Genomic DNA, 19,671 nt, shown 5'->3' on the forward strand with positions numbered 1-19,671 from the left:
TACATGCTTTTAAAAAAAATAGCTGTCTTCCTCTATATGGTGAACTTGTTTGCTGGCTAACACTTTGCTGCTATTAGTATTCCAGACAATCAATAAATTAATATTTTTCTCAAGAGCAGGATCGGCAGTAGCATTTTTACATTTGCTTAACCATCCAGCCTGAGTTTCAGGAGTGATTATTGGTTCGCCATGGATTACCAACCAATAATTTGTCTTTCCTGTACTACTGTATTCGTATAACGCTAAGTCAGTGGAGAGCTTACGCGTTAATCCTTCTGATTCTAACAATTGTTCAATCAGGTTCTGCATCTTTCAAACTCTCAGGTACATTGTTTAAAGAAATCATAGCCACCTTCTTATAATTCCCAATGCGGTTTTCCCTCAGCAATTCGTATTCAGCGGTATCCACTCCCTCAGTAGCGTCAATGCCTATGATTACATCAGAAATTGAAGGTCTATCTATGGCACTAGTGATAAGTGCACCACACTCAAATAAACACTCCACATCTTCACTAATTGCCTGTTGCATGATGTCATGACAGATACTATCTTGATGCTCTGCAGCATGGTGGATACCTGTTGGATAGTAGAAAAGCCCGTCATTTAGCCAAGAGAAAGCGACATCAGAACCATCATTACGTGCAGCCTGAACTAGTTTCCAGAAAATCGTAAACATCCCAAGTCGCATTGCATCACGATCGAGTGATTGGTCCTTAAATTCACTAAGTGTTTTAAAGCGTCCCTTTTTATGCGGCATAGTTGCTCGCAGGAATGCCTTCATTCCCCCAACGTTCAGCTCAGCAATAGCTGCCAGATAGTCATCTAACTTTTGACATGCTGCCTGCGAGAGGCCGTCTTGGCGTTCACAAAACTCCTGGTAGTATGTGCCAATATCAATCTGCAGACGGCTAAGGAAGAATGCCTCATTCTCAAACGGAGCATAATCATCTGCTTCGATTACACCATATAGTTCTGAAAACTCGATGAATTCGCTGGCTGCGATTACGGTCTGATGACGAGTGGACTCGTGTATCTTGCTGTGGGTCATAATGACCTTCGAATTTACTATTGCTTCAAGCGTATTCTGAATATTCGCAATAATAAAATTCTTCCAAGCAGGTTGCATTGCAGCATTCACAAGCAGACTGGAAAGTTCATCCCGTATAAACATATCTACCTGATTCAGCGGACAAAACGATTGTGTGACATTTCCATCTGCGTCAGGCGGAATTGGGTAAGTATAAAATCTCACTGGCCCATAGTCAGCCACAAACGTTAGCGGAACATTCGTTACTTCACGTGCCACATGAAAGTAAGCGAGTGGTACTCCCCGTTGCCTCGCATTATCTCGTTGAGTGCTGATACCATCACTATAGGCAGAAAAGCGGGAGTCTTTGTACGCTTTTACCTGATGCATTGATAGGCATTGCTGGCGACGAAAAATCGCGAAGTCATCTTGGCTTTCTAACTGCAGTTTCAAATCCCGATTAGCGGCATAATCTGACGACATCAGCTTCAAACAATGGTACAACGCCAACTTGCCCTGATAGACAAATCCACTCCACGTAGAAATAGCTGTATGTGGTAAAACTTGAGGAGCTACTGCCATGAGATCCCTTATCACCTTCGATTCGCATCAACTGGGTTCTTCTCAATACGGAGATTCTTCCCATCCAATAGCAATTTTTAAGTGTATACCTATTGACAGATAAAATGCTTCTGTAATTTACGCAGAAATTGATCTATCCCTTATATTTACATGCTTGTTGGTTATCAAAGTCTTACACAGAATTTTCACTAACTTCCAGCGGTAGCGGCCATCACCCAATTACATGCCACTGAAGCAGCACATTTGCCTCCTAAGAAGTAAACCTATCAACACAATCTAAGCGTGAGCTCTAATCCTTGAAGTAGAGCCGTACAGCGATCATAATGCCCGGTTGCATACTTTTACTTTGTTACTAGGCCAGAGCACATGAAGCAATCCGCTTACAGCACCATTCAAGAAAAACGCCTTCAGCCATGGAAGGGAGAAGAAGAAGTCCGGTTTGCTTGGAACAAAGCCTTAGAAGACGCAACAGGTTTACATCTTTTTGCAGAACGTGATCGTAATGATGCTAGTTACAATCACGTCATCATTGAATACAAAGCACCTGGATACTTTAAAGGTAGGAAAGACAGTCCTGCGTTTTTGAATGCCACTAAAGAGCGACTGCTGCCTTATATAGAAAAAAAAGCAGCAGAGACCAAAATTCCTGTGTCGGATTTCATCGGTATTGCGATTGATGGAGAGCATATTTGTTTTGCCCAAGTCATTGATGGTGAGATCAATACCCAACACTTGATGCCATTTTCTCCTGATTCAGTAGAAATGGTAGTTGATGCTCTTCGATCAGATACCCGTAAAGGGCTTACCACAGAAAACTTGCTCGCAGATTTTGGACATGGCTCCGCTAATGCGCGAGCTTTCATGCAGCAACTCTCCGATGGGCTAGCTCACCAACTTGCTATCAGCGGAAATAACAAAGTAAAAATGCTTTTTGCAGAATGGCGTACTTTGTATGGTCAGGTTGCTGACCTATCCATAGTGCAAGCTGAAGCCATTACAAAAGAACTGAAATTTACCTGGTCTGGATCACCATCCGATTCAATTTCTGCTCGACTTTTTGTTCTTCATACCTACAACTCGATGCTGATCAAATTGCTGGCAGCAGAGATAATTTCAGCACATAGGCTTACCTCAATAGAACAGCCAGCACAAAGTATGGCTGCGTTGAAGAATGACGCTCAGATGCTTGAATTCCTCGGCTCGGCTATAGAACGCTCCACTCTTTTCCAAGAAGCTGGAATAAATGGTTTCGTTGAGGAGGCTATTTTTAGTTGGTACCTCGATGTAGCTAGCTTGAACACGGTCCCTGAATTACTACCAACCTTAAGGCGGTTACTCTCTGTCTTATCACTTTATCGTCTTGACCAGCTCTCTCAAACACGTGATGTATTACGTGATTTGTATCAAGGATTAGTGCCGGGTAAATTGCGTCAGAGTCTGGGTGAGTTTTATACACCTGATTGGTTAGTTGACTTCACCTTGAATAAAGTCAGCGATTCTAGTCTTATGACGAAAAGAGTCCTTGATCCAACGTGTGGGTCAGGGGCTTTTTTGCTGGCTGTTATTCGCAAGAAGCGTCAATTGGCCAAAGAGAAAAATCTCAGCGCTAGGGAAACATTGAAACTTATCTGCGACACTGTATGGGGTTTTGATCTCAATCCACTGGCTGTACAGACAGCAAGAGTAAACTTTCTTATTGAAGTCGCCGATTTATTGTCGCAATGCCCAGGACAAGAGTTAGAAGTCCCAGTTCTAATGGCTGATGCGATATATTCTCCAGCATCGTCACCCCAAACATCTGACGCCATCATTCAGTATCGTATTGGCAGCCAGTTTGCAAGGCTTGATATTCACTTGCCAGCTGCACTAGCGCTTGATCGCATCAGTCTTGATGTCATGTTCAATCGCATGGGTAAAGATGTCGAGCTGGGGCTTGATTTTGATGAATCCATGGAGAAGCTTAGAAAAGGGCATTATTTTTCCGATGATCAGCTCAAAGAATGGGATGCCCCTCTGCGCTACACCTACGATCAGATTTTGAATCTGCATCGCCAGAATTGGAATGGGATATGGTTCAGGATTGTCAGAAACTTTTTCTGGTCAGCCACCGCAGGTAATTTCGACTTAGTGATCGGTAATCCGCCGTGGGTGAGATGGTCAAAGTTACCAGAATTATATCGTGAGCGTGTAAAACCGACCTGCGAGCAATACGGGATTTTCTCGAATACTCGAATGCACGGAGGCAATGAGCTCGATATTTCCGCAATGATCACCTATACGGTCGCAGATAAATGGCTAAACGCCGGTGGGCGTTTAGCATTTGTCATCACAGGCACGTTGTTTAAAAATCCATCATCAGCAGGTTTCAGAACATTCAAAATCGAGCCTTCACGCGAAGATTCCTTATACATTCAACCTCTATCTGTTGATGATATGAAAGACCTCAAACCTTTCGAAGATGCCAGTAACCACACGACGATTGCTGTATTCGAGAAGTCAAAAAATATGCCAGAGTATCCCGTATCATACCGGGTTTGGGGCCCTGGCATCGGTAACAAAAGGGCTATAAAATCCTCTCAGACTCTTGAAGAGGTCATGGACACTATCCAATATGAAGAAAAAGAGGCCTTCCCTGTTAATGAACCTGGCTCACCATGGGCAATATTAACTCCAGACCGATTTGAAGCTATAAAATTTCTATCTCGTCAATGCTCATGGACCAAGGGCAGGAAAGGAATTACGACCGATCTTAATGGTGTTTTCTTCGTACCTATCCTCAACGTGAATGAAACTCATGTTCAAATTCGAAGCCGACCCGAGGCTGGTAAAAAAGACATAGGTCCGGTTAAACAAGCTTGGGTAGAGCCTACAGATCTTTACCCTCTAATTAAGGGCGCTGGGGATTTTGAAGAGTGCTATCTCAAAATCAATGCGCCTGATTTTGATAATAAAGACCGTCTTTTCACATTTGTTCCCAATACTGGAATATCAACTGCCGAGTATGCCGAAGCAGAAGAACGTTTAAATAGGCATGAACTGAGAAAAACTGCAGCTTGGTTCGATTCATTTGAACCAATACTACGAGCACGTTCAACATATCGGAGACAAATGAAAGGTGCACCTTTTCATGCCGTTTATAATGTCGGTGAGTACACATTCAAGCCTTGGAAAGTAATCTGGCCCGAAATGTCTTCATCATTCTATGCAGCTGTAGCAGATAGCGCTGATGTTCCCTTGATAGGTACTCGTCCCTACATACCTGATCATAAAGTTTATTTTTCAGCTTTTGATGACAAAGAAACTGCTTACTATTTATGCGGACTTCTGAATTCACAAACAGTTAAAGAATGGATTGAGGCACATAATGTTTCTATACAGGTTGCTGACGTATTCAAACACTTAGATTTACCTGAGTTTATTAAAGATGACTATCAACATATTACTCTGGCAAAAAAAGTAATGTTAGCTCACCACGAACATGATAGAAATACCCGCAAAGCTATTGTGGGAGAAATAAAAATATTAGCCGAAAAAATACTTACAAATTGGAGTAATAAATTTTTAGCATAAGTTAAATTTCACATTCATTAATAACCATATTTGTACAAGACGCCTATTTTAGGTGTCTTGTACATTGCTATACTCATTTCACAATAAATTATTAAACACCACCAATATTCACGCCAGATAAATTGCTTTATTTCCTTCGTTTAATTACGCCTAAAAATGCAGCTTTAACTCTTTCATCATTCCTAGACCAGTCTGAAATGGTTCGATGTAAGTTATTGAAAATTAATCCAACTGGCTGTCTTTCTTGCTTACCTCTTGGTATATTTTCGTTCTCTTGCCTTATTTTTTTATCTTCACGACTGATGAATGCTTTTAGCTCACCCGATATACTCCGAATAGCCGCATCTTTTGATTTCCATTCACCAGCCACAGCTCCCGAACCCAGGAGCCTGATGACTTCAGATTTCACCCAGTCAAACTTCCGCGCCCTGGCCTCGCCTCCCCTACGGGTTTTATCTTCAATGACTGCCTGGCTGTTATCTCCATAGAGCTGCCATTCTTCATATGCCATCGCCCCTTTCCAGTTACCCAAATAGTAATGTGCTGAAAGCAACGTTTCTCGCCCATCCTTCTTCCAGCCAGCCTTGTACTGCATCACACCAATATGACGAAACACCTGCGATAAAAAAAGATAACGATCAAACATCCCATTAACTTCGGCGTTGTACATCACTTCTCCAGTAAGAGCAGCAATACTCTGAATCATGATGTCTCTGGTTATCTTTTCTTCATCGGGATCTGTTTCGTATTGATGATACCAGTCGGTTATCCAGGTTTTAGCATCATTAAGGACCCTTTCAAATAGACCCGGATAATGATGTTGAACATAACCTTCCCCGTAGACCGTCGGCTCCGTCAACTTTGATAGCCTACGTTCAAAATCACTACACAATTCTTCAAACAGAAGATCGTTATCATTAGCCTTCAGGTAATCAGTCCCCCCCTCTTTCCGTTTTCCTCTTGAAAGTTTCCCCGAATTAGCGCACACAGTCCACACTAACAAAAAAGTGAAACTACGTGTGCTGGTGTAGAAAGTCTAGCGAGCTCCCGTTCTATCTCTTCTGATTGATCACGCCTAGTATTGCGATACCCCATTACTAAAGAGGAATAAATACCACCATGACCGTACAATCTGTAAAAATTCTGCGTATGCGCGATGTCGTGCTCAAAACCGGTATAGCCCGCGCAACCATCTACGACTGGCTCAACCCTAAGTCGCCTCGCTATGATGCGACTTTCCCGAAACAACGTCGCCTGGGCATGCAATCTGTTGGCTGGCTGGAGTCTGAAATTGATCAGTGGTTACTGGAGCACTGCCCTCCCGTAACCCCCTAACCCACAACAGGGTCAGGCCTGTCGTGACAGCGTGTCACAGAAAAAAGAGAACAATATCGGCTTCTGCCATTTGAAATGATGCAACCAATAAAATGCCACCGGATATATATTTATCGGTTGCTAGTATGTTTATAAGTATTTAAGGATGACACATATAAAAAATTATAAACACTGTTACATTAACACCTAACCAATAAAATAGATTATGGTATTACTTTTATACCCCAGTTATATCAGGTGTTATGCTTGTGGCATGACACCCTATTTTATTATTCTATCATTCTGTTTATGGTATAAACATTATGGCTATTTGTAAGCGGGATAACTGCCAGAATAGCATAGGGGTCAAAGATGAGGAGCGTAGACTCCGTCTTTGTCCTGAGCATTATAACGGGAGAAAACAAAATGCTTCCAGACGGGAAGAAAGGATGAAGGCAATATGCCACTATAAAGGTTGTAACAAAAGCCTGTCGAACTCCCGTAATAAGCGTTTTTGCAGCAATGAATGCCGCCATAAAGCTCACCGTATTATTGATGATGACAATATCGTTAAGCTGGTGAAGCACTCCTGGTGGCTTAACATCGAATCTATGCTGAAAAATAATCCTGGCGGGTTAGGAAGTATTAATGACCCGGATGATGTTGTCGATATATTCCAGTTGTACCGGAATAAGTCACGTCATCAAAGGGCTTACAATGTTCTGTATGATGAATGGATTAGAGGTGATGACGGGCTACCACTCTCTCGTCTGCGCCCCTGGCTTGAGCTTGAAGTCAGTCATCTCTATCCGAACTCCAAAGGAGGCGCTAACATAAGCAAAAATCTTCTCATTGCTCCTAAACTGATCAACAGGATGCTGAAAGATACCATTCCGCCCTATACACCGGAAGATGAGTTTCGTGGTTTTATTGCTGCCAGTCATGAAGAACCAGTGAAAACAACACTGTTAAAAGCACTGACCTCCCGGTACGGTGTTGATACTGTACAAATAGCGCTAAAAAGGATTCGGAATTTAAACTTCGTTGACATAGAGAAGCCGCGCAGACTGTTTTCGATTAATACGTTTTTTTCACCTCCGCTGGAGAAGCTTTTAAAAGAAGAGACGCTGCGCCTGGGGCATTTTAAACTCAGAGCCGCAATTACGGCGCTGGCATCTCATCTGAGTATAGAAAGTGGTGGCATTGATAATGAGTTGCTTGCTGTAGCCTGCTTTCACGCAATGTTAAAGGGTGATGCCGACAGTTTTTTGAAAGAAATGCAACAATTGCCTGGGTACCTGGAGAGAACCGAAACGATACCAATTCACATGCAAGAAAATGGGGTTTATGGCTGGTATACCAGTAGACTCCACAACTATATGAAATGTTACTTTGGGCTTGATATGACCTGTCTGGAGGAGCGTGTTAATTTTTATAATAGATTTTTCACGGTGCCTGCACTTGCAAAAGATGGGGGTCACATTATCATCAGCCCAAATGGTTTTTGATTCTCATAACGAGTCATCATAAGCGTAAAAGCACCTCTGGATAGATGGTGCTTTTTTTAACTTATAGTAAGACGATTAAAATATTAAAACTCCTCCTTAAAACCATTTAAGTCTTTATTAGACAAAGAGTCCAGTAAACATATACACAACATTTTTATAACACCAATCACCTACAGTCTGCACAATGCCATCTGATAATTTACACAGAAACCACGCTCCCTGAAGCACCGGACGGAAAATTATCCTGTTCGCTGTGAACGTAAAGACGGCATGTCCTTTTCACTGTTTAAATAATAGCGCTCTTCATAGTTCAGGAGTTTTTAACTTCCGCCACCGTCGAAATTAGCAAACAAAAAGCATAAATTTCGCCAACATTTCAGAGCGGTGCAATAAGAATAATATTCACACCGGAATGATGTTATTCACACAGGTTTGTTCCATTCAGATTTACGACCATCAGGTTTAAGGCTGCCGAATTCAGATGCAGTAAGCAATTGTCAGCGTGAACAAACCGTAAATAAAAAAATGACAGACCTATATCACCTCAGCGATACACCACAGAGGCAATTGCTAAGGAGGATACTCTGGATATTACCGTATTACGTCAGTTGTTCGACGGGATGTATGCCCTGGCGGTGGAAGGTACCGCCGTCACGGACTCTGCCATAGTACTGGCAGACAGTTACCTGCAGAACGAAACGAGTCGCGTGGATGCGGCTGAATCACTTGTGCTGTACGAGTCCCTGAAAGCCTGCGGCTCCGGCTTTTCCTGCGGGCTCGCCGGAGGTGCTCTGCTGCCACTGACCGTCACCGCCGATGTCTGCTCTTCGCTGTTCATTCAGATGCGGCTGTGTGCCGCCGTTGCCATCATCGGAGGCCATGACACAGCAGATCCACGGGTACGCCTGCTTTGCTGGGGCGCGCTGGCCGGGGATGCCTGTTATGATGCCATCAGTGGCATCATCACCCGGTTACTGACCCGCACACTGAGCCACCCTCAGGCCGAGACCGCTCTGCTGACGGTGGTTTGCGACGCATTACTGCTGAAAAGCAGTAATGCGTTACTCAGGGAAAGCCTTCTGCTCCCGTTACTGGGCGGGGTAATCAACGGTGGTGCCGCCTGGCTCGTCACCCGCCTGACGGGGCAACTCGCCATTCGTTTGTTTATTCCACCGGTAACTCCGCCCTGCACAGCATAATATTCTGTATTTCATTTTCGGACATCACCTGTCCGTCATTACTCGTATAACACACTGATTTTCCTGACGCATCGGCCATGTCCTTACAGGCGGGTTTGTTATCGTTTTACCCTGACGATATAGACCTGAATGGAGGGGTAATGGCCGTTTATCGCGAAGATGCTGACCTGCGGTTTCTGGGGTGTTGTGATAATGAGGACCTGGATTTACTGGTCAGTCTAATTACCCATGACCCAAGGGATAAAACCCTGCGCTGGACGGAAACGCTGTCCAGCAGCGACAACTACAAACGTTTTCACCCGGCGCACCGTAATTACTGGCAGGAGATTGCCGCTGAAATCCAGACCTTTGGTGCCAGCAGTATTGCCAGTATGTTCAGGGGCGGGAAAGGCGTGTTGTACCGGGAAGTGTTATGCGATGTCTGTGACCATACGGGCGTGAAATACAAAAAAGAGGAGGCAACCGAAACCATCGAGCTCTCCCTGCTGATGAAGATGCTCGAAAAAAGCCTCAGCGAAATGTCCTCGGCTGAGCTGCAGGAGTTTGCTGACAGCATGGGCACGGAACTGACCGCACCAACGGTGCCGCTGATACTGATGGCGATACAGACTGCAGTCCGGTCTTCTGGTTTTGCAGCCTATCGTCTATCGGTCGTGATGCTCAGTACGCTTGCGAAGGTTGTTCTGGGGCGCACGCTCCCCATCGTGACTTATCTGACCCTGACCCGCTCTATCAGTGTACTGGCCGGGCCGGTTGGTATCGCCCTGAGCACCGGCTGGCTGATTGCCGATATGGCAGGCCCAGCACGGCGGGTTACGGTTCCGGCCTGCCTACTGGTCGCTTGTCTTCGTCAGCAATATCTATACAAATCAATGTAATCAACGGAAACCCTTCAATATGTCTGCGGAAGAAAGACAGCACGATCGCATGGCATCACGGCTGGCGATCATCATCAGTCGCCTGCTGATGGGGGAACGGTTGTCAGTTAGTGGGTTGTCTCAGGAGTTTCATATCTCGGAGCGCACTCTACGCCGGGATTTTCGTGAACGCCTGAGCTGCCTCGAACTGACATACCAGCAGGGTTGCTGGTCATTGGCCCACCAGCACGAAGGCCTGCGCACCAACCGGCATATTCAGCACTTTGCACGAGTAACCCGCACGGAGCAGCTGTTCCCGGCGATGGATAACCGTCTGATATCGGTGCTGACTGACAGCTCCGTAGAGCCACCTTTTATCGTCTGGCAGTCTCCACCGGAGCGCAAGCCCGGTCCCTTCGGCAGTTTCTGGCGTATCACACAGGCCATTCTGGAGCGAACTCTGCTGGATCTGACCGCAGAGGAGCAGCAGTACCGCTGGTTCGCACCTTATCGCCTGATTTATTTCGAGAACGGCTGGTATCTGGTCGGAGAGTATGCCCGGCAACTGCAGGTCTTTCTGCTGGAAAGCATTACCGATGTCTGCCTGACACCGAGACAGTTTCTGCGCAGAAAACACATCGATGCACTGACCGCCGACCCACATTTCATTCACTCACTGCCGCACTTCCAGTATATCCGCACGGTACTGGCAGAAACGGAAAATTAAGGATAATCATGAAAAAAATCGCATTTTTGCTGGCGCTGCTTTCTTCAGCGCAGGCCAGCGCAGCCGTAAACCAGTGGACCCGTACCTGGGTTCAGGGTGTCACGGAATACCGCATACAGGAGAAAAATGGCGCTGAACTGCTTCTGACCTGTTCACCGGACGACAATGTGTTCGTCCAGTACACATCACCAGATGGCAAAACGCTCACCAGCGGTAATGATGACGGGCGCAGCGTTCGGGCACAAATCGACAGCGGCGACATCTTTCTGATTAACGACACTCTGTCTGATGCCGGAGGGAGTAACTTCGAAGCCTTCTGGGACGCTGTCCGTCAGTCACACCGGATTCATATAACGGCGACCGGACTGACCTCAACTACCTTCACCTTCAGCAATACCGCAAAAATTCTGCCTGAGTTTGATAAATCAGGCTGTCTGACCCGGATGTGAACCCTTACTACTCCAGCAAACATAAGGAAAAAATAATGAAAACAGCAATTAGTGCCCTCACCCTGGCACTGATAATTACTCCTCTGACACATGCAGCAGAGGCACCGGTCAGGATTGGTCTTGAGCAGGTTAAAAATCCGTATTACCCGAATCTGCATCAGCAGCGTGTTCATGTTCAGTCATTGACTGACAGCGTTACCATTAACGATGTTGTCGTTAACAGGGGTAACTGCCCCATTCAGAAGATGCCCACGGTCTACGCAGGTAGTAAACCCGAAGCACTGGTACCTTCAACGTTGCCCTATGGGAAAGAGATTGCCGTCTACATTAAAGGCCCGTGCAGTGTAGCAGAGATTAACGTCATCACCAGTCGGGGGGACTGGCTGACGAAGTACTAACTTCGAATGCACGATATCTGGTCTGACAATCAGTTGTCAGACCCTGTTGTGCTATCAATCGTAATATCAAAGAAATCAGGTATTAATACTGCGTATTAATAGCCATTATAAACCCCTCCCCCGTAAGGTCCCTCCCCTTATGAAGGATTCGCCATACTATATATCTCATTATTTCATTATGTTATCGTCCTGCCACTACTTTGTGCCAGGAACGGACATTGCTTACTGTACCCAGCCTCAATGATTAGATAGGTCGTAGCTAGGATTCTCAGTATTCTTCTGGCATACGGATAGGCATTAATAAAAAATGGCAAAATTTTACTCTCCGCTTATACTTCTTCATGTAATGAAACAACCCTTTTTAGCGTTTTAAAACCCTCTTAAGGTGAAAAACCATGGCTGACAGCAAACCTAATCTAGTCATTCACGGCTATGTGGAAAAAGATAAAGCTTTTCCAGATTATTCCAGAGTAACCACAGCTACAGGTGAGAAACTGCTGATTGAAACTAAAGGAATAATTAAATCTTTCCCAATAGAAGCAAGTGGGGAGAGTGGACTTAATCGAGTACTCATTGAACAGAATACAAATATTTGGATGGGTATTAGTTCTGAATCGCTTCAATCATTCAATGATGGCAATTCAGATATTGGATTGAAATCCATAATGAAATGGGTTGATGATGGTGGCACTATAAGCAAATCTCGGGACGATACATTTTCAGCGGGAAATCTTCCATGAGGATGACATCACCATCAACATTAATTTTTGGTGAAGCAAAAGATTTACACATAGTGACAGTATTGTCTAAGCTCACCGATAACACTGTGCCTTTAATCATAGATTTTTCAAGATTTGGCAAAGACTATATAGCATCTTATGTTACGGATGGTTCTCAGCAAATATGTACTATTCGAGATAAGCATGGCAATCGATTTATTTTAGATTCTGTAGACAAAGTTTGGTGGCGACGACCTCAACCATTTTCTTCGAATGAAAAACTTGCTAAGCACATAAGACCATATGTAGCTGAAGAACATCGCTGTTTTTGGGGAGGGGTGCTTTCAACCTTTTCAGAAGCTATTTGGTTTAATGACTTAGACAAAAACCGCATGATCGATAGGAAAATAAATCAATTAAAAATTGCTAGTCTAGTGGGATTTAAGATACCGGACACTTGCGTTACCTCAGATGAACATTCGGCTAAGAGATTTCTTGAAAAACATGATAACAAAGTCATCTTCAAATCCTTTTCAGGATCTGAAGATTTCTGGCAACCGACAAGACCATATTTGGAAACATATTTTAGACATTTAAAATCTTTATCGTGTTGTCCTGTTATCTTCCAAGAGTACATTGATGCTGATTGTGAATATAGAGTAACTGTAATCGAGGGGCAAATCTTTGCGGCAATGAAAAATACTAGTAAATCCAGATATAAATATGATACTCGAATAGATTGCGCACTTCGACATGAAGCATCAAGTCTTTCACTTCACGTTGAAAAACAGCTTCATCAGTTTATGCAGTTTTCAGGGATCCGTTATGGTGCCTTTGATCTAATCTTGTCAAAAACAGGAGAGCTATTTTTTATCGAGGTAAATCCGGCGGGACAGTTTTTATATATTGAAGCGGAGACCGGCTTGCAAATTTCTTCGGCTATGGGGGCGGCACTATCTTCTGGAAAGGGTACTGTATCGATCAATGAAGATGATGAAGAAATTAAAACGGCTTATATGAATGATATTTTCTCAAATATTGTCAAAGACAAAGTTACACATATTAAAGACTATAATTAACAAGCAACTACCTTTTTTAACAGATATTTTTTCTTTCAACAGTTGAGCCCACAATCAACTTGATATTCCACTTCCGTTATTCGCTTATAGTAGACATTAGCTAGCTGTTGCATCCCTCAACAACAAAGAGTTTTCCCCTGCAACATCAAATCTATGCAGAAAGGCCGCACTTCTTTACCGGAAGTGCGGCCTTTCTGCATTTATGCCGTTAACCACAAAGGAGTTTTATCATGAAATTAGCCAGCCGCTTTGGCCGAATAAACCAGATACGCCGTGACCGTCCACTGACAAACGACGAACTGATGGCCCATGTACCCAGTGTATTTGGTACCGACAAGCACGAATCCCGCTCGGACCGCTACACCTACATTCCAACAATCACACTGCTTGATAGCCTGAAGCAGGAAGGTTTCCAGCCGTTCTTTGCCTGCCAGACCCGAGTGCGCGATCAGAGCAAGCGCGAGCACACTAAACACATGCTGCGCCTGCGCCGTGAGGGGCAAATCACCGGTAAGCAGGTGCCGGAAATCATTCTGCTTAACAGTCATGACGGCTCCAGCTCATACCAGATGTTGCCGGGGCTATTTCGTGCAGTCTGCCAGAACGGGCTGATTTGCGGTGAGAGCTTTGGTGAGGTACGTGTGCCGCATAAAGGCAACGTGGTGGAGAAAGTCATTGAAGGGGCTTACGAAGTGCTCGGGATTTTTGACCGGGTGGAGGAGAAGCGCGATGCCATGCAGTCGCTTTTGTTAGCGCCACCAGCACAGCAGGCGATGGCGAAAGCGGCATTAACCTACCGCTTTGGTGAAGAGCATCAGCCGGTGACGGAATCGCAGATCCTTTCCCCGCGCCGCTGGCAGGATCAGAGCAACGACCTGTGGACCACTTACCAGCGCATTCAGGAGAACTTGATAAAAGGCGGACTGTCGGGACGAACGACGAAAGGTCAGCGTGCTCAAACCCGCGCTGTCAAAGGTATCGACGGAGACGTAAAGCTCAATCGCGCTCTCTGGGTGATGGCTGAAAATATGCTTCAACTTGCTTCATAAACGACTTTAACTATTACCTCCAAGGCCCTGTCATGTCAGAGATAAATCTACCTCCTGATCTTCCGGTAACTGAAGCACGCACCATTCGTCGCGCTCTCCGCTTACTGGAAAAATATCAGCGCCAGCCTGGTGAACAATTTATTTCCACTACCTTCACCAAAACCTGGCTACAACTGCGTCTTGCCCTGCAGGAGCGCGAAGTTTTTCTTGTTTTATATCTCGATAATCAGAACCGTCTTCTGGAATGCGAGACGCTCTTTACGGGTACGATTAACCATACCGAAGTCCATCCACGCGAAGTAGTGAAACTGGCACTACTCCATAACGCTGCCGCTGTGATTCTGGCCCATAACCATCCATCCGGCGAGACAGAGCCGAGTAAACAGGATCGAAACATCACTCAACGTCTGGTGAACGCACTGGCAATGGTAGAGGTGCGGGTGCTGGACCATCTTGTCGTAGGTGGCTGCGATGTGCTTTCTTTTGCTGAATGCGGCTGGCTATGAGGCTAACCATGAAAATCATCGATAAAAAGGCCGCGATGGCGATTCAGCGGCAGCATCCGGATTCCCGGATCTTTCGCTACTGCACGGGCAAATACCAATGGTACGGCAACGCTAGTCATTACACCGGTCAGGATGTCGCGGAAATTTCCGGCGTGCTGGCGGTTTATGCAGAACGTCGTAGTGACAACCACGGTCCGTATACACACCTGATGCGCATCACCACCAACTGACACCGAATAAGGAGTAGAAAAATGCAAAATTCATGGGGACTGAAGCGCGACATCTCGCCGTGCTTCGGTGCAAGACTTGTGCAGGAAGGCTGTCGCCTGCATTTTCTGGCGGACCGTGCGGGTATTAGCGGTACGTTTAACAAGGACGAGACGCTGCGTCTGGATCAGGCGTTTCCGCTAGTGATGAAACAGCTTGAATTGATGCTGACAACCGGTGAACTGAATCCGCGCCATCAGCATTGCGTCACGTTGCATCATAACGGACTCACCTGCGAGGCTGATACTCTGGGCTCTCACGGCTATGTTTACATCGTTATTTATCCGCAGGCATCTGCAACCCAGTAACACCTTCTCTTCTTTTATCAGGACCCAACTCATGCATATTTCATCTGTACCGGCCACGGTGCCGGTTTCGTCACGCCTATCGCCCGTGCAGGTCTGGCAGCAACTGTTGACGTATCTGCTGGAGCAGCACTACGGCCTGACTCTCAACGACACACCATTTCATGACGATACGGCCATTGAGGAGCATATCGATGCGGGAATAACGCTTGCCGATGCTGTTAATTTCCTGGTCGAAAAGTACGAACTGGTTCGTATCGATCGGAAGGGATTTTCATGGCAAGAACAAACCCCGTATATTTCCGTAGTAGATATTCTGCGAGCAAGGCGCTCTACCGGCTTACTAAAAACTAATGTGGAATAAACGCTTAAATACAGAGCAGACTAGAGGAAAGCAAAATGCTAATCTCACTGACGAAGAGACTTCTACTATAACCTCCCCTGCAAAAAACCTGACATTTTCTTTTAGGACCAACAATGGGACCAAAATGAAAATCGAACTGAAGGTTATCAGTTATTAAACAACAAGTTACACAACCAATTCAGACTCCGCCAGCCCAAAATTCTCCATCGGTGATTACCAGAGTCATCCGATGAAGTCCTAAAAGCCCGCACGGCGTAAGCCCTGCGGGCTTTTTTGTGCCCCATGCCCACGGTTCCTTCCATCCCTTTGACAAACATCAACCCCTTCCCCCTTCTCCTGTGCAAAATTATCCACACCACCCAGCGCTACGGAATAGCCGCTCAACCCGGAAGGAACCCCACCATGTACAGACCCATAACCGTTATTATCTTCATTCTCCTGACCCTCGCCGCCCTTGCTGAAATAGGCTTTTTATCCTTTGGATAATCCTCAGGCGAAATATCCCTCTTCAGGGAACATTGATCTCATTACAGTTTTTTCCTAAAGCCATCCCGTTTCGCCTGTGCCATGCTGAATCACGCTCATAACCGATAACGTTAAATGAGGATATTATGAAAAAAACAATTATCGCATTATCTGCCGTTCTGCTGGCTTCCCCAGTATTTGCTGCGACCACACATGCAACTGACGATACCGTCGCTGCGGCGAACGCAAACGCCAACGAGGCGAAGCAAAAACTGCACGAAGAGCAGAACAAAGGTGAAGAGCTGAAGCTGAAGCAAAAACATGCTGCGGAAGGTAAAAGCGAGAGCCTGGGCAGCAAGGTCAGCGAAGATTCCCAGAAAGCCTGGCATAAAACCAAACAAGGCACCGAGAAAGGGTGGGATGCCACCAAAGAAGGCGCTGAGAAAGGCTGGAACAAAACCAAAGAAGGTGCCAGCGAACTGGAAAAGAAAGTCACTGAGTAATCCCTTCGAAAGGCCGCGCAAGCGGCCTTTTTTATTCCCCACAGCTCTGCGTTCTCAAGGCTACACTTGTCACCAGGTCCGGTTATCGCGCTCCGGTTGAAATAATGTCAACAAAGCCGAATAGATCCCCGGGGTGACGCGTTTACTCCCTGCCCCCCTAAAAGAGATCCTGAGATGCTGCGACGCCTGGTGATAGTGCTTGTTTTGGTTTGTCCGTGGGCGATGGCTGCCCCGAAGAGCTACATAATTGACGCCAATAACACCGCCATTCGGCTGTCGTGGCATGCCTTCGGCGGCATCCTCTCCTGGGCGACGTTCAGTGGCGTGACGGGCGCCGTGACGCTCAACCCGGAAAACGACGTCGACGACCATATTCACGTCACCATTCCCGTAGCGACTCTCGTAGCCTCAAACAAGCTGCTCACCTGGCAGCTGAAAAGCGATATGTTTTTTGAATCCGAGCGTTATCCAACTATCGAGTTCATCAGCTCTCGCGTGGTCGCCCAGGGCGACGGGCGGTTCAGGGTGTTCGGCACGCTGACCGTACGAAACATCGCCCGCCCGGTGATCCTGGAGGCTGTCGTGAAAGACCCGCACGCGCAGGCCCTCACGCTGGATGCCACGACGGCGATCTCGCGCGCGGCCTACGGGATGGATAAGTTTGCGCTGGTCGTGGACGATCGTATTGCCATCGCTATTGCCATTCAGACGAACGACGTGCCGTCATCCTGAGATGAGGCGCTGTAGCTGCTCCGCGTTTCCCCGCAGGTGAGACGGCGGGTTGCGGCCAATCAGGACAAACTGGTAGCCCGCCTCCTGCCACCACGCCAGGTTCATGCCGTGCCGCTGCTCCTGGCGCAGAGAGGCCATAGTCTTCTCATCTACAGGAGAGATACAGAGCGCCATCGGACCGTAGTCAGCATTGATCCAGGCAATCTGCGCGATCGAGGTGGTTTCATAGCGCAGCATTCGCACCATTTTCAGCTCTGCCCCCTGCAGGACAAGCTGCGACATGTGCAGCTTGATGCCGATGTCCTGCGCGGCTCGTTCCAGCCCGCGCTGCAGGACCGGCGTTGCGCTGTCCATATCCAGCAGCGTCTCAACGCTGTACAGGGACATATATTGCGCTTCGAGGTCGCGAATATGAGCGTTCTCATCCGCTGGCGCGGAAGCGGGCCGCAGCAGGTAGCCCAGCCCGGATCCGACCATCAAAAAGCTGGCCGACGCGGCGATCAGCGCCCGCCTGCTGACGCCAGCCGGCGTGGAGGATTGTGGATCGGGAAGTGCCGCCAGACGCGCCTGCATTGCCTCCAGAGGTGCCTCATCCAGCAGGGGGGCAAACGCCCCGGCGAAATCCTGGCTGCTTTTCATCAGTTCGGCGGTTCGCCCTGAGAGGCGTTCGTCACTTTTCAACTGTTCTTCAAATTGCTGCGCGTCTGTGCGGCACATCTCGCCATCTATCCATGCCACGATAGCGTCGTCGTTATAGGGCGGTGCAAAACGGTGCGAGTTCAAGAGCGTTTCTCCTTTGCCGGAGGCAGTGCGTCAGCGGATCTGGCAAGCCGAGCCCGCGCCGTCGCCAGCCGGCTCATCACGGTACCGACAGGCACCGCCAGAGTGTCCGCCGCCTCCTGGTAGGTAAAGCCTTCGACATAAACCAAAAATACCGCGTTGCGCTGGGCTTCAGGCAGCGCGTTGACGCGCTGCATCACCTTCATGTAATGCAGGCGCGTCTCATCCTGTTCGCGGGTGTCCGGCGCCAGAAGCTCGTCGCTGGCCACAAATCCCTGCCCCTGACGCACGTGTCGTGCCCGAAGCTCAGAGATCCAGATGGAGTGAAGTATCGCGAACAGCCACCTGTCGATGCGCGTGCCCGGCGTATACTGGCTGCTCCTTTCAAGCGCACGCACGCAGGTGGACTGAACCAGCTCTTCGGCGATATCCCTGTTTCGCGACAGCACCAGCCCATAGCGCCAGAGACGCGGCAGGTGTGCGGCTAACTGTTGACGAACCTCACTGGTAGCGATGTGTTTTCCCTCCACGAGAAAATCAGGATTCCGGATGCCCGTTGATGGCGGCCTGCAGGTCACGGTACTCCTCGCAGGACTGGCCACAAATACCGGCAATCACCTTCAGCTGTTCTTTCGCGAGGTCAGGACGTCCTTTTACCATCCACGCTTCACCGAGGTATTCCCGGGCTTTGGCGTAATCCGGTGCGATAGCCAGCGCGCGCTGGTAGTAACCAATCCCTTCGTCCGTGCGGCCAAGCTTGCGCGTGGCGAACCCGCGATAGTTCCACGCTTCAGCCGTATTGCCATTTTTCAGCGAATCAAGCAGGTTCAGCGCCGCCTGGTACTCGCCTTTCTTCGCGAGATGGTACGCATAGTTGGTTTTGTCCTGGTCGCTGAGGCTGCTGCTCTTGTCCGGCACGCATTTCTGGGTGGCGCTGTCATACACCTGTCCGGAAGGACAATCGGGCGTTTTGCTCTCGGTACTATTATTGCCCATTGCCAGCGCCAGGGGGGACAGCAGGGAAAAAATCAGCACCGGGATCAAACGAAACGAGATCGTGTTCATATAAAGCTCCAGGGTAAGAAGGAAGTGACGTCAGTAAACGCCCGACTGACGATTTTTATTCATTCTCCCCGTGAATTTTTTGCTGTCGCAAAATCATGCTGACGTCGTAGCACCAATGGAAATAAATCAGGTTATTTTACCCTTTACTTAACGCTATTATTTTCGCGTGATAGCAGAGTTTTAAGCCTGCATAAGAATATATTTTA

At 47.2% G+C, this 19,671-nt stretch carries 23 protein-coding genes; 17 read left to right on the forward strand and 6 right to left on the reverse strand.

The window, feature by feature from the left end; all coding sequences use genetic code 11:
* Positions 1-9 precede the first annotated feature (9 nt).
* The gene (locus HB664_RS20670; protein WP_219940137.1) at positions 10-309 is read right to left on the reverse strand and encodes a hypothetical protein; all 300 of its coding nucleotides are present in this window, start codon (positions 307-309) and stop codon (positions 10-12) included.
* On the reverse strand, positions 293-1,609 hold the full coding sequence (locus HB664_RS20675) for an ABC-three component system protein (protein WP_219940138.1): 1,317 nt from the start codon (positions 1,607-1,609) through the stop codon (positions 293-295). The genes HB664_RS20670 and HB664_RS20675 overlap by 17 nt, the downstream gene beginning before the upstream one ends.
* A 366-nt stretch (positions 1,610-1,975) precedes the next feature.
* Between HB664_RS20675 and HB664_RS20680 the strand changes: the two genes are divergently transcribed.
* On the forward strand, positions 1,976-5,179 hold the full coding sequence (locus HB664_RS20680; protein ID WP_219940139.1) for an Eco57I restriction-modification methylase domain-containing protein: 3,204 nt from the start codon (positions 1,976-1,978) through the stop codon (positions 5,177-5,179).
* Positions 5,180-5,306: 127 nt separating this feature from the next.
* On the opposite strand, the gene HB664_RS20685 is transcribed toward HB664_RS20680, so the two are convergent.
* Positions 5,307-6,038, reverse strand: coding sequence for a hypothetical protein (locus HB664_RS20685; RefSeq protein WP_219940140.1), 732 nt, complete (start codon positions 6,036-6,038; stop codon positions 5,307-5,309).
* A gap of 260 nt (positions 6,039-6,298) precedes the next feature.
* On the opposite strand from HB664_RS20685, the gene HB664_RS20690 reads away from it, so the two are divergent.
* From HB664_RS20690 to HB664_RS20765, 16 genes are all read left to right on the forward strand, one after another.
* On the forward strand, positions 6,299-6,514 hold the full coding sequence (locus HB664_RS20690; RefSeq protein ID WP_039024835.1) for an AlpA family transcriptional regulator: 216 nt from the start codon (positions 6,299-6,301) through the stop codon (positions 6,512-6,514).
* 302 nt (positions 6,515-6,816) lie between these two features.
* Positions 6,817-8,001 carry a hypothetical protein gene (locus tag HB664_RS20695; protein ID WP_219940141.1) on the forward strand — a complete coding sequence of 395 codons (1,185 nt, stop codon included), beginning with the start codon at positions 6,817-6,819 and terminating at the stop codon, positions 7,999-8,001.
* A 728-nt stretch (positions 8,002-8,729) separates the two neighbouring features.
* Positions 8,730-9,200 carry a hypothetical protein gene (locus HB664_RS20700; protein WP_219940142.1) on the forward strand — a complete coding sequence of 157 codons (471 nt, stop codon included), beginning with the start codon at positions 8,730-8,732 and terminating at the stop codon, positions 9,198-9,200.
* 140 nt (positions 9,201-9,340) lie between these two features.
* Positions 9,341-10,078, forward strand: coding sequence for a DUF3944 domain-containing protein (locus tag HB664_RS20705; protein ID WP_219940143.1), 738 nt, complete (start codon positions 9,341-9,343; stop codon positions 10,076-10,078).
* A 19-nt stretch (positions 10,079-10,097) separates the two neighbouring features.
* Positions 10,098-10,784, forward strand: coding sequence for a WYL domain-containing protein (locus HB664_RS20710; RefSeq protein ID WP_219940144.1), 687 nt, complete (start codon positions 10,098-10,100; stop codon positions 10,782-10,784).
* Between the two features lie 8 nt (positions 10,785-10,792).
* The gene (locus HB664_RS20715) at positions 10,793-11,233 is read left to right on the forward strand and encodes a hypothetical protein (RefSeq protein ID WP_063410040.1); all 441 of its coding nucleotides are present in this window, start codon (positions 10,793-10,795) and stop codon (positions 11,231-11,233) included.
* A gap of 35 nt (positions 11,234-11,268) precedes the next feature.
* Positions 11,269-11,631 carry a hypothetical protein gene (locus tag HB664_RS20720; RefSeq protein WP_219940145.1) on the forward strand — a complete coding sequence of 121 codons (363 nt, stop codon included), beginning with the start codon at positions 11,269-11,271 and terminating at the stop codon, positions 11,629-11,631.
* Between the two features lie 395 nt (positions 11,632-12,026).
* A complete protein-coding gene (locus HB664_RS20725; RefSeq protein WP_219940146.1) occupies positions 12,027-12,371 on the forward strand; it encodes a hypothetical protein in 345 nt (114 codons plus the stop codon).
* The gene (locus tag HB664_RS20730) at positions 12,368-13,429 is read left to right on the forward strand and encodes a hypothetical protein (RefSeq protein ID WP_219940147.1); all 1,062 of its coding nucleotides are present in this window, start codon (positions 12,368-12,370) and stop codon (positions 13,427-13,429) included. Before HB664_RS20725 ends, HB664_RS20730 begins: the two co-directional genes overlap by 4 nt.
* A 230-nt stretch (positions 13,430-13,659) precedes the next feature.
* The gene (locus tag HB664_RS20735) at positions 13,660-14,478 is read left to right on the forward strand and encodes a DUF932 domain-containing protein (RefSeq protein ID WP_219940148.1); all 819 of its coding nucleotides are present in this window, start codon (positions 13,660-13,662) and stop codon (positions 14,476-14,478) included.
* Between the two features lie 32 nt (positions 14,479-14,510).
* Positions 14,511-14,984 (forward strand): DNA repair protein RadC, encoded by a 474-nt coding sequence (radC, locus tag HB664_RS20740; RefSeq protein ID WP_130942920.1) that lies wholly within the window; start codon positions 14,511-14,513, stop codon positions 14,982-14,984.
* Positions 14,985-14,992: 8 nt separating this feature from the next.
* Positions 14,993-15,214, forward strand: coding sequence for a DUF987 family protein (locus HB664_RS20745; protein WP_219940149.1), 222 nt, complete (start codon positions 14,993-14,995; stop codon positions 15,212-15,214).
* Positions 15,215-15,235: 21 nt separating this feature from the next.
* Entirely contained in the window at positions 15,236-15,559 is a 324-nt protein-coding gene (locus tag HB664_RS20750; RefSeq protein WP_101862777.1) for a type IV toxin-antitoxin system YeeU family antitoxin, read from the forward strand.
* A gap of 37 nt (positions 15,560-15,596) precedes the next feature.
* Complete coding sequence (locus HB664_RS20755; protein WP_219940854.1) at positions 15,597-15,920, forward strand: TA system toxin CbtA family protein; 324 nt, start codon at positions 15,597-15,599, stop codon at positions 15,918-15,920.
* A 611-nt stretch (positions 15,921-16,531) separates the two neighbouring features.
* The gene (locus HB664_RS20760) at positions 16,532-16,888 is read left to right on the forward strand and encodes a hypothetical protein (protein ID WP_029740047.1); all 357 of its coding nucleotides are present in this window, start codon (positions 16,532-16,534) and stop codon (positions 16,886-16,888) included.
* Positions 16,889-17,062: 174 nt separating this feature from the next.
* Positions 17,063-17,620 carry a YceI family protein gene (locus tag HB664_RS20765; protein ID WP_033146331.1) on the forward strand — a complete coding sequence of 186 codons (558 nt, stop codon included), beginning with the start codon at positions 17,063-17,065 and terminating at the stop codon, positions 17,618-17,620.
* Here HB664_RS20765 and HB664_RS20770 read toward each other — a convergent pair.
* Genes HB664_RS20770 through HB664_RS20780 form a run of 3 tightly spaced genes read right to left on the reverse strand, consistent with a single transcriptional unit; the run spans position 17,612 to position 19,465 of the window.
* Entirely contained in the window at positions 17,612-18,403 is a 792-nt protein-coding gene (locus tag HB664_RS20770) for an anti-sigma factor (RefSeq protein ID WP_219940150.1), read from the reverse strand. The genes HB664_RS20765 and HB664_RS20770 overlap by 9 nt on opposite strands.
* Positions 18,400-18,930: an RNA polymerase sigma factor gene (locus tag HB664_RS20775; protein ID WP_081318797.1), complete on the reverse strand. Its 531-nt coding sequence runs from the start codon at positions 18,928-18,930 to the stop codon at positions 18,400-18,402. Before HB664_RS20775 ends, HB664_RS20770 begins: the two co-directional genes overlap by 4 nt.
* 7 nt (positions 18,931-18,937) lie before the next feature.
* Complete coding sequence (locus tag HB664_RS20780) at positions 18,938-19,465, reverse strand: tetratricopeptide repeat protein (RefSeq protein WP_033146334.1); 528 nt, start codon at positions 19,463-19,465, stop codon at positions 18,938-18,940.
* Positions 19,466-19,671 lie beyond the last annotated feature (206 nt).

The organism is Enterobacter sp. DNB-S2 (assembly GCF_019443845.1).
Taxonomy (GTDB): domain Bacteria; phylum Pseudomonadota; class Gammaproteobacteria; order Enterobacterales; family Enterobacteriaceae; genus Enterobacter; species Enterobacter asburiae_B.